Here is a 24,814-nt window from a genome sequence, read left to right as displayed (position 1 = left end):
CAAGAAAAGATATTTTTCTGGTGTTGTCTTAAATAGTGAGACTTATGTATGTTTTTTAGCATACAGGAGTCTCTATTTTTTTACTTCCAAAAGGAACACTAATTGAAGGAGGAAGAAAATGTCTGAGGAGAAAAAACAACAACTGATAAAGCCTTTTTATTCAGAGGAAACAGAACAAGTTTTAGCGGAAGTCCAAACGACTGAGGAAGGACTGACCACTGCTGAGGCGGAAAAACGTTTGGCTGAGTATGGCTTGAATGAGTTAGAAGAGGGCGAAAAGAAAAGTATGTTCGCTCGTTTCATCGAACAGTTCAAAGATTTAATGATCATTGTGTTATTATTTGCGGCTGTGATCTCTGCAGTTGTCTCACATGAAGTCGTCGATTCTATTATTATTTTGGCGGTCGTAATCATCAATGCGGTGATGGGGGTAGTGCAAGAATCGAAGGCGGAAGAAGCGATCGAAGCATTACGGGAAATGTCGACTCCCAATGCAAATGTCTTACGTGAAGGACATATCAGCTCAGTAAAATCGACCGATCTTGTGCCCGGCGATATCGTGATGCTAGAAGCCGGCGATGTAGTACCGGCCGACTTGCGTTTGATTGAAGTTGCTTCATTGAAAATTGAAGAAGCAGCTTTAACCGGTGAATCTGTTCCAGTTGAAAAAGAACTGATCGTGATTGACAAAGGCGAAGTCGGAATTGGTGATCGTGTCAATATGGCCTATTCAAATAGTAATGTGACCTATGGTCGTGGTAAAGGTGTGGTCGTTAACACTGGGATGAACACCGAAGTCGGAAAAATTGCCGGAATGTTAGCGCAAGCGGATGAAACGGAAACTCCGCTAAAAACTAATTTGAATCAATTAAGTAAGTTCTTGACCTTTGCGATTATTATTATTGCAGTTGTAATGTTTTTCGTTGGGATCTTCTTCAACAACACCTCTTGGGTCGATATGTTACTAACTTCGATCTCATTGGCAGTTGCCGCGATTCCAGAAGGATTGCCAGCGATCGTTACGATTATTTTAGCGTTAGGCACACAAGTCATGGCGAAACGGAATTCAGTAATCCGTAAATTACCAGCCGTTGAAACATTAGGTTCAACTGATATTATTGCATCAGATAAAACTGGTACCTTAACCCTAAACCAAATGACTGTTGAAAAATTATATGTTGATAATCATCAATATGATGCAAACGGCGAAGTTCCGGTAGACAGCATGGCGATGAAAGTCATGAATTATGCCAATGACACAAAGATTGCTCAAGATGGTAGCTTGATTGGTGATCCAACCGAAACAGCATTGGTCCAATTTGGCTTGAACAATCAGTTTGATGTTCGTGAAAAAGTTGCAGCAGAACCACGGGTCGCTGAATTGCCATTTGATTCGGATCGTAAATTGATGAGTACGCTTCACGAGGAAAGTGACGGAAAGATCTTAGTTGCGGTTAAAGGAGCACCGGATGTTTTACTTGATCGGGCTTCTCAAATTTTATTAAATGGACAAGTTCTACCGATGACTGCAAAAGAAAAACAAGATATTTTAGCCAATAATAAAGATATGGCGCAGCAGGCGTTGCGTGTCTTGGGAATGGCTTACAAGTATGTCGATCAAGTGCCAACAGAATTAGAATCAGAAGTGATTGAAAATGATTTGATCTTTGCTGGTTTAGTCGGAATGATCGATCCCGAACGAGCTGAAGCTGCCGAAGCTGTACGCGTAGCTAAAGAAGCGGGTGTCCGTCCAATCATGATCACTGGTGACCATAAGGATACGGCTGAAGCAATTGCTGCTCGTTTAGGGATTATTGAAAAAGGCGACGATGATTCAGTTTTGACGGGTGCGCAGTTAAACGAAATGTCTGACGAGGAGTTTGCCCAAAAAGTTGAAGATTATTCGGTTTATGCGCGGGTCTCACCAGAGCATAAAGTTCGGATTGTCAAAGCTTGGCAAAAAGAAGGAAAAGTTGTAGCTATGACCGGCGATGGTGTTAATGATGCGCCAGCCTTGAAACAAGCTGATATCGGGATCGGTATGGGGATCACAGGGACGGAAGTTTCTAAGGGAGCTTCTGATATGGTGCTTGCTGATGATAATTTTGCGACAATTGTTGTGGCGGTTGAAGAGGGACGGAAAGTCTTCTCAAACATTCAAAAAGCAGTTCAATATTTACTAGCTGCGAATCTAGGGGAAGTCTTAACCTTATTTATCGCGACATTACTTGGTTGGGATACGTTATTACCGATTCACTTATTGTGGATCAATTTAGTAACGGATACCTTCCCAGCGATTGCCTTAGGGATGGAACCAGCTGAAAAAGATTTGATGCAGCATAAGCCGCGTGGCCGCAGCTCAAACTTATTCTCTGGCGGTGTCTTCTCAAGTATTATCTATCAAGGGATCTTAGAAGCTGCCACAGTATTATTTGTTTACTGGTCAGCAATCCAATGGCCGGTTCACACGACTTACACAGAAATCCATTCCGATGCGTTGACGATGGCTTTTGCAACATTAGGTCTGATGCAATTGTTCCATGCCTTTAACGTGAAGTCTGTTCATCAATCATTATTCAAAGTTGGACCGTTCCGTAATAAGAGTTTCAACTGGGCGATTTTATTGTCCTTTGCTTTGATGATGGTGATTATCATTGTGCCAGGATTGAATGATATCTTCCGAGTGGCTCATCTCGATCTTTATCAATGGGGAATCGTAATTGGAGCATCCTTTGCGATTATCCCAATCGTTGAGATCGTTAAAGCCTTCCAACGGGCAGCAATGAAAAAATAAATAAAACTTCGCATGCGATCAGAAATTGATCGTCATGCGAAGTTTTTTTATTTGATCAAAGCATACATCCGCATATCTTTTACTTCACCATTTTTCACTGCGTTTTTCCGTAAAGTTCCTTCGAGTTGGAAACCGCATTTTTCAAGCACACGACAAGAACTTTGATTCGTTGAGAAAGGCTCAGCGAAAATTCGAATGATATTTGTTTCGGCAAAAAGATAATGGGTCAGCTGCTTCACAGCTTTAGTAACGAAACCTTGTCCCCAATAGTCCTCGGCCAAATAGTAACCTATCTCAGCAGTCTGCTGATGGATATTTTCACAGCGAAAAGCTCCGACACTGCCGATTGCTTGGTCGGCAGTATTCACGATTGCAAAAGCAAATGTTTTGGTTGGGTCCGCAGCAAGCAGGTCTTGAATAAATGCTGAACCATCTTCTTCAGTATAAGGAAAAGGCAAACCATCTCGTAAGTTGTCTTGAATTTTTTTGTTGTTTAACAATTCCGCTAAATCCTTCGCATCCTCTAACCGCCATTTTCGAATGACTGTCTCCATAAATAGCAGCCCCCATAAAAAGAATTTATTAGTTCAAAGGGTATCATCAATTCAAACAGAAATGAAGGCATTTCTTAATATTTATTGAGGTGCTTTGCATATTGAAGGAAAATCGGTAAAATGAGAGTATCATATGATAGAAAGTAGGAATGAAGGCATGCGACCTAATACAGGATTTTATGCGCGCGAGATCAATGAGATCGTTCAAAATACAGAAAAAATGGGGGAACGTTTACACCCAAGTTATGAGGAGCTTCGCTCAGCGTTAGACGAAAAGAAACTAGCGGAGTTTGACCAAGAACACTTATCTGAGATTCATGAACTATTCAAAGAAGGTACGGAGTTCTATCGCTTAAATTTAGAAAAAATTGCAATGTTGAAAGCACCAGCAAAAGTTATGGGGAATCATAAACGTTTTGAAAAGGCCTATATTCAATACGTTGCCGGCTGTCAAGAGATGACCGACAGCTTACTGCCACAAATCAATGAAGAAGCCTTCAATGCTGCGGAACAAAAACAAGATGAAGCGACCGATACGATTTATAAAACGATTCAAAAAATCACAAATTTGTTATTGAAATAAGGATCAATCCCGTTTCAAAAAGAGAACAAAGGTTTTTTAATTGTATTATAACGTTATTTTAAATACTGTAGTGGACCGGTAGGGTATGATTAGTTCATACCAATAACAACCTTTTCTTTTTCATTGCATTTAGGTAATACTCCTTTTAGCACCGATTTGCCGATCGGTGTTTCTTTGTATTTGCTGATAGTATCTGTAGTGTGGAAAACAAAAAGCAGCTGAATGAGTTGATTCAGCTGCTTTTTGTTTAATTCTCGATGTTCCGGACATAGTTTTCAAAATAATCGTTTAAATCATTTTTGATTTTTTGATAGTCTGCTTCACTGTATTCTTTTTCCTCTAATCGGCCTTTAAAGTTTGGTAGATCCAAATCTTTTTTTAGGCGTTCAATGACTTCTTCTTTATTCATCTATTTTTAACCTCCATAAAAATTCAAGCAAGATTATTCAAAGTAGACACAAACGGCTTCTGGTGCGAAAACATCTTTTTGAAGCATACTTAATAGCCCATTTTCATTATCACGACGATACAAAGTCAAGTTATCACTGTTTTGATTGGCGACAACGACATAGTTATTATCAGGACTTAAAGCAAAGTCTCTGGGGAAATCACCTTCTGTTGAGATTGATTGAATCAACTCGATCTGTAGGCCATCTTCTGCAATTGCGTAGACGGCAATCGAATTGTGTCCACGATTGGAAGCATAAAGGTAACGGCCGTCATTTGATATGCGAATGGCTGCACCGCCATTTTCACCAGTAAAATCTTTTGGTAAAGTTGAAACTTTTTGTTTTTGGGTAAAGCTGCCGTCTGCTTCATCGTAAGCTAAAACACTGACGCTACTATCTAATTCACCGAATAAATAAGCAATCATTTTATTCGGATGGAAGACTAAATGACGAGGGCCAGTCTCAGGTTCGGCGATATAAACCGCAACTTCTTCCACTTCACCAGCTGTTGTTACATCATACGTGTAAACTCGGTCGGTTCCTAAATCACAAACGACTAAGCGTTGATCAGGAGTTAAGTCGGTATAGTGGGTATGGGCCTTGTCTTGGTTCTTGTGGGGGCCTGTGGGTTCTTTATGGAACAGTGAAGTCACAGCTGCAAGCGAGCCGTCTGGTTGGATTTTATACGTATTTAGTTCACCTTTATGATAATTGGCGCCATAAACTAACTGACGAGCTTCATCGACAGCCACGTAACAAGGCGCTGCGCCTTCTTCTGTTACCGCATTCAGAAAATTATTTTGAGGATCGTAACTGGAGAATCCGCCTTGACCTTCACGGCTAGTGACTGAGTAGAGAAAATCATCCTGGCTTTTTGTCAGATAAGTCGGGCTAGTCTCTTCGGTCAGTAAAGTCAGATTATTCAGAGTCTCGGTCGCGGTATCTAATTCGATTTGATAGATGCCTTGACTGATCCGACGTGTATAGGTACCAAGAATTATTTTTTGGATCATGGAAAAACCTCCTTCATTGTATGTCTCATTTTAGCAAGTTTATTCATACTTGGATAGCGTAAACTTTGTGATATAATTGAAAAATAAATGAGAAAAGAGCGTGACTTATGACAGTAACAGAAATAACCCAAATCGGGAAAGCGGCGATTAACGATGAAAATCTTTTCGTTCTTTTTGGTGAAACGGTAACACCAGACTTGTTAGATGTTTCGATTGTTCAGAAAAAAATCAGTCAAGAGCCGATCGATTTAAAAGTCGGTGGGAAAATCAGCTTTGGTGCTCAAGACTATCAAGTAGTCGGTGTAGGACCACTGGTTAATCAAACGCTGAATGAAATTGGGCATGCGACCGTTTTCTTCCAGAAGGAAGTCGGTGCGATTCCCAATGCGATCTATGTTGTTCCCGAGCAGCTTCCCAAATTAGAAGTTGGTATGGAAATTAGATTTCAGTAGGAGTGTGAGTGCATGGATAAAAAGAAATTGACGCAGAGAACTTCTTGGTTTTGGAAATGGTTTCTAAATAGCCAAGTGGTTGTAGCGTTAATCATTGTATTATTGCTACTGCTGATCACTTTGGTTTTTACAAAGGTCTCTTATCTTTTTGAACCAATCGGACAATTTTTTGCGATCGTGGGGTTACCGATAGTGATTGCGGGGATTCTTTACTATTTAATGAATCCGGTCGTTAACTTCTTAGAAAGCAAAGGGTTGAAAAGAACGTTCGCCATTGTATTGCTTTTTATTGCGGTAGTGGCGCTGATTATTTGGGGGATTGTCGTTATTATACCCCAGATTCGTGAACAAGTTGGCTCACTGATTACCAGTTTACCGAGCTATTTTGATACGGTTAGCGATAAAGTCAGTGAGATCTTCAAAGATCCTTCCTTCAAACCAGTTCAGCAGCACCTTGATAATAGTTTACAGAAGTTATTAGAATCATTAACTGAAACAGCACAAAATATTTCTCGAGTGACATTGCAAGGCTTAGGAAGTGTCGTTTCCACTTTAGCGACAGTGGTGATTGCGTTAGTTACGGCTCCGATTATCCTCTTTTTCTTGTTGAAAGATGGCGATCAGCTGGCACCGTATTTTATTAAATTTTTACCTACCAAAGTTCGGAAACCCACGTTGCGGGTCATGACGGAAATGAATTCACAATTGGCCTCGTATATTCGCGGACAGTTGACAGTCGCTTTTGCCGTCGCAGTTATGTTTATTATCGGCTTTTCCGTGGTCGGTTTAAATTATGCGATTACTTTAGGAATTTTGGCGGGCTTTTTAAACTTGATTCCGTATCTAGGTTCCTTTTTAGCGATGATACCGGTGGTTTTTATTGCCATCGTGACTGGTCCAATCATGTTAGTAAAAGTGATCATCGTCTTTGCAATCGAGCAGACGATTGAAGGACGGATCGTTTCACCGTTGGTTTTAGGCAATCAATTAGAAATACATCCCGTAACAATCATGTTTGTGTTATTGACGGCGGGAAAAATTTTCGGAATTGCCGGCGTAATTTTAGGAATTCCCTTTTACGCCGTTGCAAAAGTAATTGGAATCCATGTTTTTGACTGGTACAAAGGTGTATCCAATCTGTATCAAGATGAAGAAAAAGAAGATCCTGTCGATGAATGATCGACAGGATCTTCTTTTTAGCAGTAATTAAAATTGAGCCGCTAAAATTTTTGCTTTTTCTTTTGCAGCAGCCATGATTTCAGGTGCCTTAGCAGGATCATAATCTGCACCTTCAATGTAAATTGAATCAAAATCAGTGATCCCGATAAAGTTTAAGATTCCTTTGACATATTGTGCTGAATAATCATTACCGTTGTATGTACCGCCGCTTGATTGAATATGGATCGCTTTTTTATCAGTGACCAATCCAACCGGACCTTCTGCTGTATATCTAAAGGTTTTACCAGCAACGTTGATTGTATCAAACCAGGCTTTTAATTTTGTTGGAATATTTAAATTCCATAATGCATTAGCGATCACAATTTTTTCACTACCTAAAAATTGGTCGGTAAATTCATTAAACACACGAACTTTTTCTTGCTGAACATCACTTAATTCGGTGAACTCAGTTCCATTTTGCAGCGATTTCCATGCTAATAACAGATCGCCGTCAATTTCAGGAAGATCGGTATAATATAAATCAAGCATGGTGAAAACATCTTCAGGGTGACTTGCTTGGTGAGCTTCAATAAAAGTATCCAAAACAGTTACAGTTTGAGAGTCTTCAGCGGCTAACGGGTGAGCGTTCACTACTAGAACATTTGCCAAAATTAACACTCCTTAAATTTTCAAATTAATTACAATGGCATCGTACAAAAAAAAATAGAAACAGACAATTTATCTGCTCAGTTCAATGAGTGAAAGCTCATTTTGTTGATTAGCGAGCGATTTTTCATACGCAGCTGTACCACCGATGACGTTAGTGGCCTGAAAGCCTTGTTTTCTTAAAAAATGCGCCATGGTTTTCGAACGAACGCCAAAGTGGGTAAATAGGTAATACGTTTTACTTCGATCAAGTTGACTTAAACTACTAGGTAATTGTGTTAGTGGAATTCGGATGACGTTAGAGCCTTCTAAGGAAGTGAAAGAATCCACGAATTCAGGATCTCTTAAATCCAAAACATTCACCGGTTCTTGTTCAGCTAGCGTCATAAATTCATTAGTTGTTACTGAATCATTCATATTTTTCTACAGCCTTTTCTTTATAAGATTGATTCCAACTTTAATATATTTATTACTTGCTGACAAGCGTTATGAATCTGAATCTAAAGAATTTCTGTAAATGATTAAGAAATGTTTCAGAAAACAGTAGGTATTCAAAATCTTTTTTTACTTAGAAAATTTTGACCAAACATTGTACTATCAATTTTCGCCCCATCAAGCATCTTTATAGTTCAGAAAGTTGGAAAGGATATTACTTGCGTGATTTAGCAGCCATCGTTAAAATAGAAATGACGGAGGGAAGAAAATGATGGAAAATTTTCATTTAGGGAAGCTTAATTTAAAAACAATTGCCATTCGTGTGCGTGACCGTGATGGAATGATCCATTTCTATCGCGATATCATTGGCTTGCATTTATTGCGGGAAGAAAATGAATTGGCGATTCTAGGATACAAAGACCCAGCAAGGGAGTTGCTTTGGCTGGAAGAAAGCCCGCGGGCTGACGAGCACTATGGTGAGATCAAAAAGATGCAACGATTCTCGCTGGTTGTACCAAATATCGAAGAATTAGCGAATGTTTATTACCGAGCAGAAAAAGAAAATTATCCGCTTAAATCTGCTTTACAAGCAGAGGATGAAAAAGGGCTACTTTTTGAAGACCCTGAAGGAAATGAGATCGAAATTTTCTATGCTCCTAGTAACGAGCGTTCGACAGCTGAACCAGTTGAATTAGATTTTGCCAGCCTGCTTGAAAAAGCGACCAAACGGGAAAAATTGCATGAAGCTTATTTTGATAAAATTCATTTGAACGTCAGTGATGTAGTCAAACAGCAGGCCTTTCTCGCTGATATTTTAGGTTTAGAAGTACATGATGAGAGCAGCGAAGAATTGTTGTTAAATCGTGGTGAATTTAATGTTGGCCTGACCAGTGCTACTGGTGGGACGATTGATTTACCAACCGATCAAGTATTGGGTCTCGATTTTCTACAATTTATTGTCTCAAAAGAGAATTTGTTGGCATTGATTGATCATCTGACTGCTGAAAAGCTGGCCTTTTTCTGTGATAAAAAACAATCCTTGATTACTTTATACGATATTGCAGGGATTGAATGGTGGTTTGTCTTGAAATAGTAATATAAAAGTCGTGAGTAATCGCGGCTTTTTTTTGTTGCAGTAAATTTTAACCGATAAAAATTTTTTACCTTCTATTTTATGCTATACTTTTTTAGAAATTATGCTTTGAGGAGGTAGGGTATGTATCCTGAAACCCTTCATTTAATAAAAGAAAAGATGCAAAAAGAAGTATTTCCTGGTGCTCTTCTGTGGTTTATGGAAGCAGATGAGGAGGAGCTCTACGTTTTAGGACACCGGCAGATTGTCCCAACGTTACTTCCGATGCAAGAAGAAGCACTTTTTGATGTAGCATCCTTAACAAAAGTGGTCTGTACGACGACCGTGATGTTGAAACTGCAAGAAGCGGGCAGAGTCAACTGGGATCAGTCCCTCCACGAGTTATTACCTGAGTTTCAAAATGAACGGATTACTATACGGCACTTATTGACCCATACATCGGATATTCAAACGTATATCCCAAAACGCGATCAGTTGAATGCGGCGGAATTACGTGCCGCTTATCTAACTTTGCAGCCCGGCGATTTTCTGGGAGAAAAAGTGCAATATACAGATGCGGGAACGATTTTACTAGGCTTTTTGATTGAAAAATTATATCAAAAAGACTTGATTGATGTTTTTAAACAGGAAGTTTTACAGCCACTAGCAATGACGGATAGTTTGTTTTTACCGCAACCACCTTATGATAAAATCGTGCCTACCCAAAAGCTGTCTGATGGAACGATTTTGCAGGGGGTTACCCATGATCCTAAAGCACGAGTTTTAGCTGCTCATGCAGGGAATGCCGGACTTTTTACGAATCTGAAAGATTTAAGTAAATTTTCGAAAATGTATTTGAATCTTGGGCGGGTTCGCGATATTATTTATTTACATGACAAGACAATTCTTAGATTGTTGAATGACCAGACGCCTACCGGCAAAGGGAAGCGCTCGCTTGGTTGGGATCTGAAGTTTAGCCCGCTTGATCAAGCACCCTTGCTTTTTCATACTGGCTATACAGGGACCTTTTTACTGTTGGACGTCGTGAAGCAATCGGCTTTCATCTTTTTGTCAAATCGTGTTCATCCAGAAGATCATCGGGCCAGTTATGTGGCTCATCGCGATGAAATTCTAGCCTGCTATTTACAGGAGCGAGTGAAGAATTATCAAAAATAGCGAGTAGTTGAATGTTTGAGCTTAACGTGTCAGTAACAGGTGGGGCTCTTATCATTTCAACTGAAGAATAAGTCTATTAAAAAAGGAGCAAGAAGCATGGAACCATTATTTTTACAACCAGTTTTTCAAGAAAAAATTTGGGGTGGCGATCAGTTACATACCGTTTTTGGGTTTGATATTCCCAACAATAAAATTGGGGAAGACTGGGCGATCAGTGGACATCCTCATGGGGTCAGTATCGTTGAAAATGGCCCTTACAAAGGCTGGAAAGTCAGTGATCTTTGGAATGAACATCGGGAATTATTTGGCAACGCAGAAGGGGATGTTTTCCCATTGTTGACGAAAATTTTAGATGCCGAAGATGATCTATCGGTCCAAGTTCACCCAGATGATAGCTATGGCTTGAAACATGAAGGGGAATTAGGAAAGACGGAATGTTGGTATATCATCAATGCGAAACCTGGTTCAGAAATTGTTTATGGTCACAACGCTGAAACGCGTGAAGAGTTGGCAGAAATGATCAAAGACGAACGTTGGGATGATTTATTACGGCGTGTTCCTGTCAAAAAAGGCGACTTCTTCTATGTACCAAGTGGAACGATTCACGCGATTGGCAAAGGCATTATGATTTTAGAAACGCAACAAAGTTCCGATACAACTTATCGGGTCTATGATTATGATCGCAAAGACGATCAAGGCAACACCCGTGAATTACACATTCAACAATCGATCGATGTGACGACTGTTCCAGCTATCAGTCCTGAGCTTGAGATTTCTGAAAGTAAAAAAGGTACGTCTTCAGTGATTACTTACTTGAAAACAGATTTCTTCAATGTTTATGAATGGGACGTTGTGGGTGAACTTACGCTTAAAAAGGAAGGCGACTACACTTTAGTAACAGTCGTTGAAGGATATGGTAACTTGATCGTTGACGGTCAAACTTACGAGATGAAACCTGGCACCAGCTGTATTTTACCAGCGCAAATTACTGAATGGAAAGTCGAAGGTGAAATGAAAATCATCGCTTCCACTCCAGGAACAAAATAAAAGAATATTAAAGTGGTCAGTTTACTAAGCTGGCCACTTTTCTCTATGCAAAAAAATGACCACCAACTGAATGTTGGCGGTCATTTTTTTATGGTAGCTGCGGCAATTCCACATCTTCACCATATTTATTTTTTAGAGCGGTGTGCAATAAACGAATAGCCAAGGATTTATTACGGGCTAAGATCGGACCGTGGAAGTAAGAGCCATAGACGTTTTTGTAAATCACGCCTTCGCCATGATCTTCCCCGTTATTGCCGTTGCCTTTAACGATTGTACCTAATGGTCGTTCGCCTTTCCCTAAGAACGTCCGACCGTTGTGATTTTCAAAGCCGTAATAGGTTTCACCAAATTCTTCATTGTGGATCTCAATGTCACCGATAAAGCGATGGTTGTCTTGGCTCAAAGTATAATGATCCAAAGCACCAATACCTTCGATTTTTTCGCCGTTAGCTCCAATGTAATAGTGACCTAATAATTGATAGCCGCCACAGATCGATAGGATCACACCATCATTTTCGATGTATTCGGTTAGAGCTTCTTTTTTTGTTTGGATATCTTTTGAGACAATGACTTGTTCATAATCTTGTCCGCCGCCAATAAAGACAAAATCGTATTTATCAGGATCAAAGTCTTGATAGATACTGACGATCTCTGAATGAATTTCGATGTCCATTTGTTTGGCATAGTAGTTCAAGGTTAGAAGATTGCCGTTATCGCCGTAAGTGTTTAATAAATTTCCGTATAAATGTGCTAAGTTTAGTTCGTATTTAGCCACGATCCATACCTCCGTTAATGTAGCCTTTTTGGGCCAATTCTTTGCGTAGTTGCAGGACAGCTGTGTACGTTGCTAAAATATACACGTGTTCTGTCGGCAATAGTTTGATCTGTTCAATTACGTCCGTCAAACTTTCCGTCTCGGTTAACTTATCTTCAGGAATACCTGCCACACGTAATCGTAGAGCCATATCCTCATGACGATCACCACCGGCAATCACCGCCGGAATAGCCATTTGTGCGAAGGCTTCATGATTGCCATCCCAGATCCAACTGATGTCGATTCCATCGGCATAGTTCGCATTTAATAAGGAAACTAAGGAGAAAGGATAAGGTGCCAAACCGATCATGTCGATGACTTGGTTTAAGCCAACGGGATTTTTGACTAAGACTAATGTACATTTCTTGCCATCGATGACAAACTCTTCTTGGCGTCCGAAGACTTTTTCATCATAGCCTAAACCACGTTTGATTTTGTCTTTTGAAACATTGTAATATTCCGCCACAGCGGTTGCCGCCAATGCATTATAAACATTGTAAAGACCGCCGACTTCGATCTTGTAGTCTTGCCCGTCGATGACAAACTCTGAAGATTGATTGTCCATAGCTTTCATTTCTGTCAATTTATAATCCAGCTCAGGCCGGTGGAAGCCACAGTTCGGACAATAGTATTTCCCAAGGTTGGCATACGTGATCATTTTGTATTTTAAAATGTGCTGACATTTTGGACAAAGCAAGCCATCGGTGTTGTAATGAGCCTCTTGGTCTTGATCAGGTAAATGATCAAAGCCATAATACTTTCTTGGATTAACCGTCTCCAATGAATTGAAAATCGGTGAGTCCCCATTACACAAAATCGGAGCACTTGGTGATTTTGCCGCACCGTCAACGATTAATTTATAAGTTGTGTAGATTTCGCCGTAACGATCCATCTGGTCGCGGAAAATATTAGTGAACAAGAAAAGTTCCGGCTTGATGTATTCCGTTACTTTACTTAAGCTGGCTTCGTCGATTTCTAAAACGGCGATTTTTTTGTCGCCTTTTTTTCCTTTGGCATTTAAAAAAGTCGAAACGATTCCTTGTGCCATGTTGGCCCCCGTTGGATTCGTCAATACGTAATCAAATTCTTGTTTTAAAATATTGACGGTTAACGCCGTAGTCAATGTTTTGCCATTCGTTCCAGTCACAACGACCACTTGATAATCTTTCACTAATGTATCCAAAATTTTTGGATCTAACTTCAAAGCCAGTTGACCAGGATAACTGGAACCACCTTTAAAGAACGTTTTTAATACCCATTGGGCGGTCTTGCCGGCAGTAATTGCCAGTTGACTTCGTAACCCCATTACACATCCTCCATGTCTAAAAAACAAATTTAATTCATCTTATCATATTTGAAAAAAAAGTTTAAACAGCTTTCCTTTTTCTTAAGGTTTCAGGTTTCACTGCTTAAAAAAATCCAATGCTTAACAGGACAGTTAGTTGATAGCCCGCCAGTCACTTTTACCGGAAGTCGGAAAAAAGTGTCTTTGCTCACAAGATTAATGCGCTCGGTACAACTAAAAGCACACAAAAGGCTAGGGCAGTCTTTTGCTCCTAGCCAATAATAATCTTTTCTTCAGGAAATTCATAGCCTAAGTCACGGGTTTCCTTCGGTACGAACAGCATCAAGGTATATAGCATGCCAACGCGACCGATAAACATTAATATGGCGATCATGATTTTTCCAGTGCTGGAAAGGTCAGGGGTAATCCCCAATGAAAGCCCGGTCGTTCCAAAGGCCGAGGTCACTTCGACAATGATTGCGATCAAGGAATGATCTTCGGTAGCGGTTAGGAATAGAATACTGAACAGACACATCCCCGCCGATAACATGAAAACAACGACTGATTTCCGAACATCTTCTTGGGCGATTTTCCGACCAAAAATATTGATGTCATCCTCGTTTTTCAAGAAAGAGTATAAATACAAGCCAATAATCGCAATCGTCGTGGTTCGAATCCCACCACCGACGGAGCTTGGTGAGCTGCCGATAAACATCAACAAGGAGAAAATGATCAGGGTCGTATTTTGAAATAGATTTAAATCATGAATTTGTAGACCAGCATTACGAGTCGTCATGGAATAAAAAGTCGAATTCAACCACTGATCGAAGAAATTCATTTTAGCAAAAATATGATCCTTTTCTAATAACCAAATGGCTAACGCACCACCAATAAAGAGAACGAAGAACGCTAGCAAGGCGATCTTTGAAAATAAACTAAAGCGAAAAGGCAAGCGGATTTTGGCTTTTTTATGGAGCACCCAGCCATGGAAATCCATCAACACAGGAAAACCAATTCCGCCGATAAAAATCAGCAGCATAATTGTAAGGATGAAAAAGACATCGTGAGAAAAAGGAATAATTGATTCTCCCGTCACATCGAAGCCTGAATTGGTTACCGCTGAAATCGCTTGATAAAAGCCATAAAAAATGGCGTCGGAAACTTTATGGTAATAGCCAGCTAAATAGAAGTAGATGGAAAAGATCGTACCAAAAACAACTTCGATTGCTAATAGCATCGTAAAGGTAATACGAATCAAGTTAACGATCCCGCTCAACCGGGGCTGATTCATGTCGGTCATGATCAATTGCCGTTGCTTTAACGTGATCCGCCGTTTAGATACGATAAAGAAGAAGGTGGTGATCATCATGATCCCTAAACCACCGATATGAAATAAAACTTCCAACATCAAGACACCAGTATCATTGAAAACGGAATTGATATCAAAGGTCGTCAAGCCCGTAACTGAAATCGTGGAAATTGCCATAAAGACCATATCGAGAAAAGGAACGTGGGACCCCGGTTCACGAAAAAGCGGTAGATAAAATAAAACCAATGATAAGATTGTCATGGCTAAATAATAAAAGACGATAATCTGAATCGAAGAAAATCGATTATTGATTTTGCGCCAGCTTTTTCTAAAAAAATTTATCCGTCGATCAAAATTCATGGGAAACTCCTTAAATAATGTGCTCAAATTTCTTAACAATAGAAATAGTATAGCATGCTTCTAGCAAAAAAACTCCCACCGTTTTGGTAGGAGTAGGAAAGCTTGGGGTTTAAGCATCTTGAGCAGTGGCGGCAATATCGATTTCGCGAATAGTGACTGCTTGAGGCATGTCATAAATGAATTTTACACTTTCAGCGACGTGGACAGGATCTAGTGTGATGCCCCCCATACTTTCCTTCCAAGCTTGATAATCCGTTAAGGCATTTTGATCGGTGACGTGGGTCAATAATTCAGTCTCCGCAGCACCGGGTGCGACTAAAGAGATTCGGACATTAGAGCCGGATAATTCCTCCCGAATCGTTTCACTTAAGCCGTGGACACCGAATTTTGAAGCGACATAGGCTGCGTGATTGGTGAAAGTTTTCTTGCCGGCCAAAGATGACATATTGATGACAGTTCCATGATTGCGTTCCTTCATACCGGGTAAAACGATTTGCATGCCGTTTAGAACACCCATGATATTGGTATTTAGCATCGTTTGCCACTCTAGCGGATCTTGCTCCAAAACATTTCCCAAGAGCATGACACCAGCATTGTTAACTAATAAATCGACAGGACCATACACCGCCTCAGCTTTTTTGATACTCGCTTCAAACGTTTTGTAGTCAGTTACGTCGACTGCTTCGACCATGACGCGCTCAAAATTCAAGGGTAGAGCGTTGATTTTTTCGATCCGGCGGCCCAATAAAAGTAGGGGAAAGCCTGCTTGATTGAAGATTTTGGCAATCTCTGCTCCAAAGCCAGAACTTGCACCGGTGATTACAACTAAAGATTTTTCCATTTGAATTGCCTGCTTTCAAAATTATGATAGACTAACTCTACTACTTGGAGTTAACTCTAGGTCAAGAAGGAAGTTGAAAAAAATGAAAAAATTTTTGATAGGCGAGATTTCTGAAAAATATGGAATCTCACAAGATACGTTAAGGTATTATGATAAGGCGGGCTTGCTGCCTTTTGTAAAAAAGAATCAGGCGGGGCGCAGAGAGTTCACTGAGGATGATCTCGGGTATATTGAAGTGATCGATTGTTTAAAAAAATCAGGAATTGCCGTAAAAGAAATTGCCAAATTTATGGACTGGTGTGTGGTGGGCGATCAAACATTGCCGCAACGTTATACCTTTATGATTGAACAAGAAGCTGCGTTGGAACGGAAAATTCTTGAACTGCAAGCTCAACTAGATTTTCTACGTTGGAAAAAATGGTATTATCAAACCGCTAATGAAGCCGGCACGGAGGAAATTTTCTTCAAGCTAGGCACACGTCAAGTCGATGCGAAATGGCATCAAAAGTATTTATCCTCAAAAAAGCCTGAATCCGTTTAAGACTCAGGCTTTTCTTTTTAAGAGAGCAAGACACCAATTGCCAAGAATGCAAGGATTAAAATGATGATAGTAATCAGTAGTTTGGTGACAAACTTGATCCACTTATCAAACCCAACATTTACTACTGATAATGAAACTAAAATCAAACCTGTTGGTGCGACTAAACCGATCAAACCTTGACCCCAGTTGTAGGCATCAACGATCAATGCACGGTCGATGCCGACGACATCAGCTAAAGGCGCCATAATCGGCATGGATAATACCGCTAATCCAGACGATGATTGGATGAAAAAGCCTAAGATTACATAGACTAAGAACATAAACCAAATAAAGATGACATTGTTCATACCGCTGATGGCATTACTAAAGAAATTCATGATTGTGTCGCTGATAAAGCTGTTCTCCATTACGATCCCGACGGAACGGGCCAGCCCGACGATTAAGGCGACGCCTAAAAGATCTGCTGCACCGGTCACAAAGCTGTCGATAAATTTCTTTTCGCCTAAACCAGAAACGACGGCTAATACATAGGTGACGGCGAGAAAGACGACGGCAATTTCAGTAAAATACCAGCCCAGTTGTTGTACGCCGTAGATCATAACTACAAAACCTAAAGCAAAAACGATCAAAGAAAACTTTTGGCGCTTAGTAAATTCAGTCGTTTTCTCCCGATCTTGTCCACCTAAGAAACGTTTCCGATCACTTTCAGCTTGATCTGCTACCAGTGAAGCGGCAGGGTTTAAGCGAACTTTCTCGGCATAGCGAATGGTGTAGAGAATCGAGATACCGACGGCTGCAATCCACATTAAAATCCGTAAAGGCATCCCATCGGTAAAACTGATCCCAGCCGCATTTGAGGCAATAACCGTAGAAAAGGGATTGATTGTAGAACTCATGGTCCCAATCGCAGTTCCTAAATAAATCGTGGCGACCGCCGTCAAGGTATCATAACCGGCCAATAAGAAGATTGGGATCAAGATAGGATAAAACGCAATGGTTTCTTCAGCCAATCCAAAGGTGGTTCCGCCGATAGCAATTAAAGTGGTTACAATCACGATCAGCCATTTTTGCTTACCTTTGAGTTTTTCTGACAGGCGCATCATTCCGGCGTCCATCGCTCCGGTGGCATTGACGATGCCAATCACACCGCCCAAGATCAAGATAAAGATCATGATATCGACGCTCTCAGTGATCCCTTGGACCTGTGAACGTAAAAACTGCGTAATTGTTCCAGTTACACCACGAGCAGGCTTTTTGATCTGTTGATATGAATTGGGGATCGCAGCAGGACGATAGATCGTTCCGTCACGAAATTTTTCGACTTTGATATTGATATCATACTTATCTAAAGTCTGTTGTGTCGCTGGTGCCATGACGGTTTTATCACGAGCATCGGTGATGGCAAATTGATCTTTGTCACTGTCATAGCTCAAGGTACTGTACTTACCTGAAGGGATAAAAAAAGTTAATGCTTGAACCATAATCAGGACGATAATAATGACCGTGTAGGCCGACGGAAAACTCCGCCGTTTCTTTGTTGCCGGTTGTTCCATGAGAACGCCTCCTAAATAAGAATTTATAAAATGATTACTGTTAAAAGTATAGCACTGAAGAGATAAATTCTTAAAAAGATAACCTATGACTTTGACAAAAATAGTAAATGATTCGTCTAAGGTGAGCATGTAATGAAAATTATTACTGTAAATAATTGGACTTTTCCGCTATAATACGATAGGAACAAAAGGGAAAGGTGACAAGAATGGCCCAGCTTTTTTTTAAATACGGTGCAATGAATAGTGGAAAGACAATTGAGATTCTGAAAGTTGCCCATAATTATGAAGAACAAAATAAACCAGTAGTCTTAATGACTAGCGGAATAGATACGCGGGATGGCGTGGGAACGATCTCCAGCCGAATTGGTTTGAGCCGACCGGCCGTACCAATTTTTCCTGAGACAAATATTTTTGCGTTCATCAAACAGCTCGATTACAAACCTTACTGTGTGTTGATTGATGAATCACAGTTTTTGACCAAAGAACACGTTGTTCAATTGGCGCAAGTCGTTGATGAGTTGGACATTCCTGTGATGGCGTTTGGTTTGAAAAATGATTTTCGCAATGAAATGTTTGAAGGCTCAAAATATTTACTGCTTTATGCGGACAAATTAGAAGAATTAAAAACGATTTGCTGGTTCTGTCATAAGAAAGCGACGATGAATCTGCATTATATAGATGGTCATCCGGTCTATGAAGGGGACCAAGTTCAGATTGGCGGAAATGAGGCTTATTATCCAGTCTGTCGCAAACATTATTTGCATCCGGAAATTGATCATTCTGCTAATTAACAAAATAGCTATTAGTGAGTAATTTTTTTAATAATGACTAATCAACTAGGAGGAGATTTTATCCATGTACGATCAATTACAAGCGATTGAAGATCGTTATGAAGAGCTTGGGGAACTGCTGAGTGACCCAGAAGTCATCAGTGATACTCAGCGTTTCATGCAGTTATCAAAAGAAGAGGCCAACACGCGCGAGACCGTAGCGACTTATCGCCGCTATAAAAAGGTAGTGGAGGGCATCAGTGATACCGAAGAATTATTAGGGGAAAACTTAGATGCTGAAATGGCTGAGATGGCTAAAGAAGAATTAGCTGATTTAAAAAAAGAAAAAGATGTTTTAGAAGATGAGATCAAAATCTTATTACTACCTAAAGACCCAAATGATGATAAAAACATCATCATGGAAATTCGCGGAGCCGCAGGTGGCGATGAAGCGGCATTATTTGCCGGTGATCTTTTCAATATGTATCAAAAATATGCTGAGAGTCAAGGCTGGAAAACAGAAGTGATGGAAGCCAACGTGACTGGTATCGGTGGCTATAAAGAAGTGATTATGATGATCACGGGAGACAATGTTTATTCTAAATTAAAATACGAAAGCGGCGCTCATCGTGTTCAACGGGTTCCATCAACGGAATCACAAGGACGGATTCATACTTCGACTGCAACCGTGGTCGTGATGCCTGAAGCGGAAGAAGTTGAAATCGATCTCGCAGACAAAGACATTCGGACGGATATTTATCATGCCTCTGGTGCGGGTGGACAGCACGTCAATAAGACGGCCTCGGCAGTACGTTTGACCCACATCCCAACCGGTATTGTGGTAGCGATGCAGGATGAACGTTCACAGATTAAAAACCGGGAAAAAGCGATGAAAATTTTACGTGCACGGGTTTATGATAAGATCCAACAAGAGGCCCAAAGCGAATATGACGCTAGCCGTAAATCAGCCGTTGGTACAGGGGATCGTTCTGAACGGATCCGGACGTATAACTTTCCGCAAAATCGGGTCACGGATCATCGAATTGGTCTTACGATTCAAAAGTTGGATCAAATCTTAGCGGGTAAGCTAGACGAGATCATTGATGCCTTGATTATGTACGATCAAACCAAGAAATTGGAAGAAATGCAAAATGGCTAAAACTTATGTCGAAGTCCTGTCAGGGGCTTCTTCTTTTTTAGAAGCTGCTGGAAAAGAAGGGTATGCGATTGAATATCTTTTCCTTGCTCGCAAGGGTTGGGATAAGACGCACTGGCTCTTAAAGATGCGGGAAGAAATTCCATCGGCAGATCAAGCGATTATTGAGAAAGATTTAGTAGCTCTAATGAAAAACATTCCACCGCAGTATTTATTAGGCTATGAATCTTTTTTTGATCATCGTTTCAAGGTAACCGAAGCGACATTGATCCCCCGGCCAGAAACAGAAGAGTTAGTGGCACTATGTTTAGAATTGAATGATTACAAGCCCAAAAAAGTAATCGATATCGGGACCGGGACTGGTGCAATCGCAGTCAGTTTAAAGTTGGCGCGACCAGCATGGCAGGTGACAGCGGTTGATATTTCTGATGCAGCATTGAATGTTGCCCAAGAAAATGCAAAGATGTTAGGCGCTGAGATCGTCTTTAAAGAAAGCGACGTTCTGGCAGCAATTACTGAAAAGCAAGACATCATCATCAGTAATCCCCCTTATATTAGTGAAGACGAATGGGATTTAATGGATGAAAGTGTACGGACCTATGAACCGAAAACAGCATTGTTTGCCGAAAATCATGGTTTAGCAATCTATCAAAAAATTGCCGAACAAAGTCAAAGACTACTGGAGTCAACGGGAATGATTCTACTGGAAATTGGTTTTCAGCAAGGAGTAGCGGTGCAGGAAATTTTTCAAACGGCCTTTCCTGAAAAGCGTGTAACAGTTCAACAAGATATGGCCAAAAATGATCGAATGGTCGTTGTGCGCTAAAAATTATTTTTAATCAGGAAAGTAATAAAAGAACAGCGAATTGGCGGGATTTAAAAAAGCTAAAAGTTATCAACATGGTTATACACACTTGACAATTGAGTTGTCCACTATTTGAGGATAAGTCGTCGATAAAGGTTTTTAAACTAGGAAAAAATAGAAAAGGAGCTGTGGAGAAGCTGTGGAAACAAAAATTTTTCAATCTGATGAAATTGAACAAGCGGCGAAATTATTACGCCAAGGGGAATTGGTGGCCTTTCCAACGGAGACCGTCTACGGATTAGGTGCTAATGCGCTTTTACCGGAATCGGTCAAACAAGTCTTTGCGGTCAAGGGGCGTCCTAGCGACAATCCGTTAATCGTTCATGTAGCAGATTTTTCGATGACCAAAGACTATGTGGAAAGCTACCATCCACTGACTGAAAAAATCATCAAAAATTTTTGGCCGGGACCGCTAACTTTGATTTTTTCGATCAAATCTGGCAGTTTAAGCCCGGTTGTGACAGGGGGCTTATCCACAGCAGCTTTTCGAATGCCAGATAATAAAAAAACATTATCTTTAATTGAAGAAACCGGAGCGCCGTTAGTTGGGCCGAGTGCCAACACATCGGGAAAACCCAGTCCAACGACAGCACTGCATGTTTATCATGATTTAAAAAACAAAATAGCTGGGATTTTAGATGACGGTGCTACGCAAATTGGTGTTGAATCAACTGTTTTAGACTTAAGCAGTGAAGTACCGACGATTTTACGGCCAGGCGCTGTGACTAAGGAAACATTAGAAGCGGTTTTAGGCATTGAAGTTCCGTTAGATAAACATTTAGTTAAGGAAAGCGAGACACCGAAAGCGCCGGGGATGAAGTACAAACATTATTCACCAGATACACCGGTTTTAATGATCAAACCTGCTGATTGGAAAGCTGCTTTGACTTGGGCTGATACAAACAATAAAAAAGTCGGTCTACTGGCAAGTCCGAAAATCGCTAAGAGTTATTCTTCGGCTGATCGTTTTGTTTTTGCGGATGATTCGATCGAAGCGGCCACCCATGGATTATTCAGTGGCTTGCGGGCGTTGGATGAAGCCAAAACAGTTGATATCATTTTTGCGGAAGTCTTTCCTGAGGATCATTTAGGCTTAGCTTATATGAATCGTTTGAAAAAAGCCGCAGCGCAAAATTATTTCAGTAAGAGCCAAACGAACGAGGGTTAACTTTTTTCGATTGTTCAACTGAGTCTTTTACTTTTTTGAAAAAAAGTAAACAAAAGATTCGATTATCTGGTTAATCTTCCGTATACTAGAAACATAAAGTTGAAAGGTGGCGTTTGGATGGATTATAAAGCACTAGATCCCGAACTATGGGGAGCAATTGAGAATGAGGCGGAGCGTCAGGAGCAAAATATTGAATTGATTGCTTCTGAGAATATTGTGTCAGAAGCGGTACGAATGGCTCAAGGGAGTGTCTTAACAAATAAATATGCGGAAGGCTATCCTGGTCGTCGTTATTATGGTGGTTGTGAATTTATTGATGTTGTAGAAAATTTAGCAATCGATCGGGCAAAAGTATTATTTGATGCAAAATACGCAAATGTTCAGGCACACTCAGGTTCGCAAGCCAATCAAGCGGCTTATTTCTCATTGATTCAGCCGGGTGATACGGTATTAGGAATGGATCTATCTGCTGGGGGACACTTAACCCATGGTTCACCGGTGAATGTCAGTGGTAAATTATATAATTTTGTCAGCTATGGGGTGGATCCTCACACCGAAACGTTGGATTATGAAGTAGTTCGTATTTTAGCGCGGAAACATCAGCCTAAATTAATCGTAGCTGGGGCCAGTGCTTATAGTCGAATTATCGATTTTGCGCGCTTTCGGGAAATCGCGGATGAAGTTGGCGCAAAATTAATGGTCGATATGGCACATATCGCAGGTTTAGTCGCGACCGGTTTACATCCGAATCCAGTTCCTTATGCAGACGTGGTGACATCAACGACTCATAAAACATTACGCGGACCTCGCGGGGGCTTAATTTTGACCAATGATGCCGAGCTGGCGAAGAAAATCAACAGTGCTGTTTTCCCTGGCCTACAGGGCGGCCCTTTAGAACACGTGATTGCGGCCAAAGCAGTTGCTTTTAAAGAAGCTTTGGCACCGGAATTTAAAGGCTACAGTGAACAAGTTTTGAAAAACATTCAGGCGATGGTGAAAGTCTTTAATCAAACAGCGGAAACACGGGTCATCTCTGGCGGCAGTGACAATCATTTACTTTTACTAGAGGTAACTGGTTTTGACATCACTGGACGTGAAGCAGAAGAGTTGTTAGATACGGTGCATATTACTGTCAATAAAAATTCGATTCCGTTTGAATCAAAAAGTTTTAAAGAAACCAGTGGAATCCGAATCGGAACGGCGGCTATTACTAGTCGTGATTTTAAAGAGCAGGATGCGGCACGAGTAGCTGAATTAATTATTGAAACGTTGCGTTCTAATGGAGATGAAGCCAAATTGGCAGAAGTTCGTCAAGCGGTTCTAGAATTAACGGAAGCTCATCCAATTCAAGCACAACATTAGACTAGTTTTCTTCGTGAAATTGTCATATAATTAGGAGAAATGCAGAATAAAGGAGCAATTTATTATGGGCAAGTTTCAAGTAATTGATCATCCATTGATTCAACACAAATTAACGATTATTCGTGATAAAAACTGTGGGACAAAGGTTTTTCGCGAAGTAGTAAATGAAATCGCGATGTTAATGGCTTATGAGGTCTCTCGTGATATGCCGTTAGAAGATGTCGAGATTGAAACACCGATCCAAACATCTACACAAAAAACCTTATCAGGGAAAAAAGTAGCGATCGTACCAATTTTACGTGCGGGGATCGGAATGGTAGATGGGATCTTAGAATTAATCCCAGCCGCAAAAGTCGGACACATCGGAATGTTCCGAGATGAAGAAACATTGGAACCACATGAATATTTCTTCAAAATGCCAGAAGATATCGACAGTCGTCAATTATTTATCGTTGACCCAATGTTGGCAACTGGCGGTTCAGCGATCATGGCGATCGATTCATTGAAAAAACGTGGCGCATCGAACATGAAATTTGTTTGTTTAGTTGCAGCCCCTGAAGGCGTCAAAGCGTTGCAAGAAGCACACCCAGATGTGGATATCTACACGGCAGCTTTAGACGAACGATTAAACGAAGATGGTTACATCGTCCCTGGTCTAGGAGATGCTGGCGACCGGTTATTCGGAACAAAATAATAAAGTAAAAGCAGGTATGTCATTTTGACATACCTGCTTTGTTTGAAATTAAATCTTTTTCATTTGCTTATAATTGATGACGACAACGCCATTGGAATGAATCATCAAGTGTTCATTATCTTGTTTCTCATCAATTTCAACGACAGCTGCGTTTTTCAATTGTTTAGTGATGATCCCAGTTTGGGATTTACCACGAATCGTGAACATTACGTGTGTCTTGACGGGAAAATCTTTCCCTGCTTCGGAAGGATCAATGTGCGTCTCTATTTTGCCAAATGTAGCCATCTGTTTTAAACGCCTCCTTTTTTATACTAAAGTAGTCATTGGTAGTCATTTTTCCTGAGAAAAATGAGGCCTATTTCAAGCCGCATACCGTTTTACTAGTATTTGAGAATTTTGCTCAACTTAAGCTCATAAATTCTGTTAGCAGAGAATTATGAAAAACAGAGCGGTCATCCTCTTGTCTTACTTCCTTTATTTTAGCATATTTTCAAGTTTTTTTCATGTAATCGCATTTTAAGAATAATCTTACTTTACTTTTTTACTAAAGTTCCTTATAATTTCTTTTGTACTAAACGCCAGCTTAGCTCAGTCGGTAGAGCAACGCACTCGTAACGCGTAGGTCACAGGTTCGATTCCTGCAGCTGGCATACTGATAAAGGCAAACCTTGATAACTTAAGGTTTGTCTTTTTTTCT

The 24,814-nt window shown here is 40.4% G+C and carries 25 protein-coding genes and 1 tRNA gene; 15 read left to right on the top strand and 11 right to left on the bottom strand.

The features are described 5' to 3' along the window. The first annotated feature begins 118 nt into the window (after window positions 1-118). A complete protein-coding gene (locus EP1_RS03025; protein ID WP_067623235.1) occupies window positions 119-2,794 on the top strand; it encodes a cation-translocating P-type ATPase in 2,676 nt (891 codons plus the stop codon). 47 nt (window positions 2,795-2,841) lie between these two features. Here the strand turns inward: EP1_RS03025 and EP1_RS03020 are convergent, their stop codons facing one another. Continuing rightward, window positions 2,842-3,348 carry a GNAT family N-acetyltransferase gene (locus tag EP1_RS03020; protein ID WP_067623232.1) on the bottom strand — a complete coding sequence of 169 codons (507 nt, stop codon included), beginning with the start codon at window positions 3,346-3,348 and terminating at the stop codon, window positions 2,842-2,844. Between the two features lie 157 nt (window positions 3,349-3,505). Here EP1_RS03020 and EP1_RS03015 point away from each other — a divergent pair, with 157 nt between their 5' ends. Beyond that, window positions 3,506-3,931, top strand: a complete 426-nt coding sequence (locus EP1_RS03015; protein WP_067623230.1) for a hypothetical protein — start codon at window positions 3,506-3,508, stop codon at window positions 3,929-3,931. A gap of 247 nt (window positions 3,932-4,178) precedes the next feature. Here the strand turns inward: EP1_RS03015 and EP1_RS13490 are convergent, their stop codons facing one another. After that, window positions 4,179-4,340 carry a hypothetical protein gene (locus tag EP1_RS13490; RefSeq protein WP_167540738.1) on the bottom strand — a complete coding sequence of 54 codons (162 nt, stop codon included), beginning with the start codon at window positions 4,338-4,340 and terminating at the stop codon, window positions 4,179-4,181. Between the two features lie 33 nt (window positions 4,341-4,373). Beyond that, window positions 4,374-5,393 (bottom strand): lactonase family protein, encoded by a 1,020-nt coding sequence (locus EP1_RS03010; protein WP_067623228.1) that lies wholly within the window; start codon window positions 5,391-5,393, stop codon window positions 4,374-4,376. Between the two features lie 107 nt (window positions 5,394-5,500). Between EP1_RS03010 and EP1_RS03005 the strand changes: the two genes are divergently transcribed. Continuing rightward, window positions 5,501-5,845: a PTS glucitol/sorbitol transporter subunit IIA gene (locus EP1_RS03005; protein WP_067623225.1), complete on the top strand. Its 345-nt coding sequence runs from the start codon at window positions 5,501-5,503 to the stop codon at window positions 5,843-5,845. Between the two features lie 12 nt (window positions 5,846-5,857). Beyond that, entirely contained in the window at window positions 5,858-7,024 is a 1,167-nt protein-coding gene (locus tag EP1_RS03000) for an AI-2E family transporter (RefSeq protein WP_067623222.1), read from the top strand. A 27-nt stretch (window positions 7,025-7,051) separates the two neighbouring features. Here the strand turns inward: EP1_RS03000 and EP1_RS02995 are convergent, their stop codons facing one another. Together EP1_RS02995 and EP1_RS02990 are read right to left on the bottom strand one after the other, a co-directional pair. Next, window positions 7,052-7,672, bottom strand: a complete 621-nt coding sequence (locus EP1_RS02995) for an FMN-dependent NADH-azoreductase (protein ID WP_067623220.1) — start codon at window positions 7,670-7,672, stop codon at window positions 7,052-7,054. A 69-nt stretch (window positions 7,673-7,741) separates the two neighbouring features. After that, window positions 7,742-8,086: a rhodanese-like domain-containing protein gene (locus EP1_RS02990; RefSeq protein WP_067623218.1), complete on the bottom strand. Its 345-nt coding sequence runs from the start codon at window positions 8,084-8,086 to the stop codon at window positions 7,742-7,744. 289 nt (window positions 8,087-8,375) lie between these two features. Here EP1_RS02990 and EP1_RS02985 point away from each other — a divergent pair, with 289 nt between their 5' ends. The 3 genes from EP1_RS02985 to manA all read left to right on the top strand — a co-directional run bounded on the left by EP1_RS02985 (window position 8,376) and on the right by manA (window position 11,399). Further along, window positions 8,376-9,197: a VOC family protein gene (locus EP1_RS02985; RefSeq protein ID WP_067623532.1), complete on the top strand. Its 822-nt coding sequence runs from the start codon at window positions 8,376-8,378 to the stop codon at window positions 9,195-9,197. A gap of 123 nt (window positions 9,198-9,320) precedes the next feature. Beyond that, the gene (locus EP1_RS02980; RefSeq protein WP_067623216.1) at window positions 9,321-10,352 is read left to right on the top strand and encodes a serine hydrolase domain-containing protein; all 1,032 of its coding nucleotides are present in this window, start codon (window positions 9,321-9,323) and stop codon (window positions 10,350-10,352) included. 96 nt (window positions 10,353-10,448) lie between these two features. Then, on the top strand, window positions 10,449-11,399 hold the full coding sequence (gene manA / locus EP1_RS02975; RefSeq protein ID WP_067623214.1) for a mannose-6-phosphate isomerase, class I: 951 nt from the start codon (window positions 10,449-10,451) through the stop codon (window positions 11,397-11,399). An 88-nt stretch (window positions 11,400-11,487) separates the two neighbouring features. On the opposite strand, the gene EP1_RS02970 is transcribed toward manA, so the two are convergent. The 4 genes from EP1_RS02970 to EP1_RS02955 form a co-directional block, all read right to left on the bottom strand. Continuing rightward, window positions 11,488-12,174, bottom strand: coding sequence for a type 1 glutamine amidotransferase (locus tag EP1_RS02970; protein ID WP_067623212.1), 687 nt, complete (start codon window positions 12,172-12,174; stop codon window positions 11,488-11,490). Continuing rightward, entirely contained in the window at window positions 12,167-13,519 is a 1,353-nt protein-coding gene (locus tag EP1_RS02965) for a Mur ligase family protein (protein WP_067623210.1), read from the bottom strand. The genes EP1_RS02970 and EP1_RS02965 overlap by 8 nt, the downstream gene beginning before the upstream one ends. 250 nt (window positions 13,520-13,769) lie before the next feature. Then, the gene (locus tag EP1_RS02960) at window positions 13,770-15,167 is read right to left on the bottom strand and encodes a TrkH family potassium uptake protein (RefSeq protein ID WP_067623208.1); all 1,398 of its coding nucleotides are present in this window, start codon (window positions 15,165-15,167) and stop codon (window positions 13,770-13,772) included. A gap of 109 nt (window positions 15,168-15,276) precedes the next feature. Beyond that, the gene (locus EP1_RS02955) at window positions 15,277-16,008 is read right to left on the bottom strand and encodes an SDR family oxidoreductase (RefSeq protein ID WP_067623207.1); all 732 of its coding nucleotides are present in this window, start codon (window positions 16,006-16,008) and stop codon (window positions 15,277-15,279) included. Between the two features lie 82 nt (window positions 16,009-16,090). Between EP1_RS02955 and EP1_RS02950 the strand changes: the two genes are divergently transcribed. Then, the gene (locus EP1_RS02950; RefSeq protein ID WP_067623205.1) at window positions 16,091-16,549 is read left to right on the top strand and encodes a MerR family transcriptional regulator; all 459 of its coding nucleotides are present in this window, start codon (window positions 16,091-16,093) and stop codon (window positions 16,547-16,549) included. 17 nt (window positions 16,550-16,566) lie between these two features. Here the strand turns inward: EP1_RS02950 and EP1_RS02945 are convergent, their stop codons facing one another. Continuing rightward, complete coding sequence (locus EP1_RS02945; protein ID WP_067623204.1) at window positions 16,567-18,102, bottom strand: YfcC family protein; 1,536 nt, start codon at window positions 18,100-18,102, stop codon at window positions 16,567-16,569. A gap of 206 nt (window positions 18,103-18,308) precedes the next feature. On the opposite strand from EP1_RS02945, the gene EP1_RS02940 reads away from it, so the two are divergent. The 6 genes from EP1_RS02940 to upp all read left to right on the top strand — a co-directional run bounded on the left by EP1_RS02940 (window position 18,309) and on the right by upp (window position 24,117). Further along, entirely contained in the window at window positions 18,309-18,893 is a 585-nt protein-coding gene (locus tag EP1_RS02940; RefSeq protein WP_067623202.1) for a thymidine kinase, read from the top strand. Between the two features lie 64 nt (window positions 18,894-18,957). Next, the gene (gene prfA, locus EP1_RS02935) at window positions 18,958-20,031 is read left to right on the top strand and encodes a peptide chain release factor 1 (RefSeq protein WP_067623200.1); all 1,074 of its coding nucleotides are present in this window, start codon (window positions 18,958-18,960) and stop codon (window positions 20,029-20,031) included. Beyond that, a complete protein-coding gene (gene prmC, locus EP1_RS02930; RefSeq protein ID WP_067623198.1) occupies window positions 20,024-20,854 on the top strand; it encodes a peptide chain release factor N(5)-glutamine methyltransferase in 831 nt (276 codons plus the stop codon). The genes prfA and prmC overlap by 8 nt, the downstream gene beginning before the upstream one ends. A gap of 178 nt (window positions 20,855-21,032) precedes the next feature. After that, window positions 21,033-22,061 carry an L-threonylcarbamoyladenylate synthase gene (locus tag EP1_RS02925; RefSeq protein ID WP_067623195.1) on the top strand — a complete coding sequence of 343 codons (1,029 nt, stop codon included), beginning with the start codon at window positions 21,033-21,035 and terminating at the stop codon, window positions 22,059-22,061. Between the two features lie 117 nt (window positions 22,062-22,178). Then, window positions 22,179-23,423 (top strand): serine hydroxymethyltransferase, encoded by a 1,245-nt coding sequence (gene glyA, locus EP1_RS02920; RefSeq protein ID WP_067623193.1) that lies wholly within the window; start codon window positions 22,179-22,181, stop codon window positions 23,421-23,423. 64 nt (window positions 23,424-23,487) lie between these two features. Further along, entirely contained in the window at window positions 23,488-24,117 is a 630-nt protein-coding gene (gene upp, locus EP1_RS02915; protein ID WP_067623191.1) for a uracil phosphoribosyltransferase, read from the top strand. A 48-nt stretch (window positions 24,118-24,165) separates the two neighbouring features. Here upp and EP1_RS02910 read toward each other — a convergent pair whose 3' ends face one another. After that, the gene (locus tag EP1_RS02910; protein ID WP_067623189.1) at window positions 24,166-24,402 is read right to left on the bottom strand and encodes a hypothetical protein; all 237 of its coding nucleotides are present in this window, start codon (window positions 24,400-24,402) and stop codon (window positions 24,166-24,168) included. 292 nt (window positions 24,403-24,694) lie between these two features. On the opposite strand from EP1_RS02910, the gene EP1_RS02905 reads away from it, so the two are divergent. Continuing rightward, window positions 24,695-24,767, top strand: a tRNA-Thr gene (locus EP1_RS02905). The last annotated feature ends 47 nt before the right edge of the window (window positions 24,768-24,814 follow it).

It is taken from the genome of Enterococcus pseudoavium NBRC 100491, assembly GCF_001544295.1.
Classification (GTDB): domain Bacteria; phylum Bacillota; class Bacilli; order Lactobacillales; family Enterococcaceae; genus Enterococcus_A; species Enterococcus_A pseudoavium.
The sequence above is the reverse complement of the archived record's forward strand: the minus strand, read 5'-3'. Positions and strand labels throughout refer to the sequence as shown.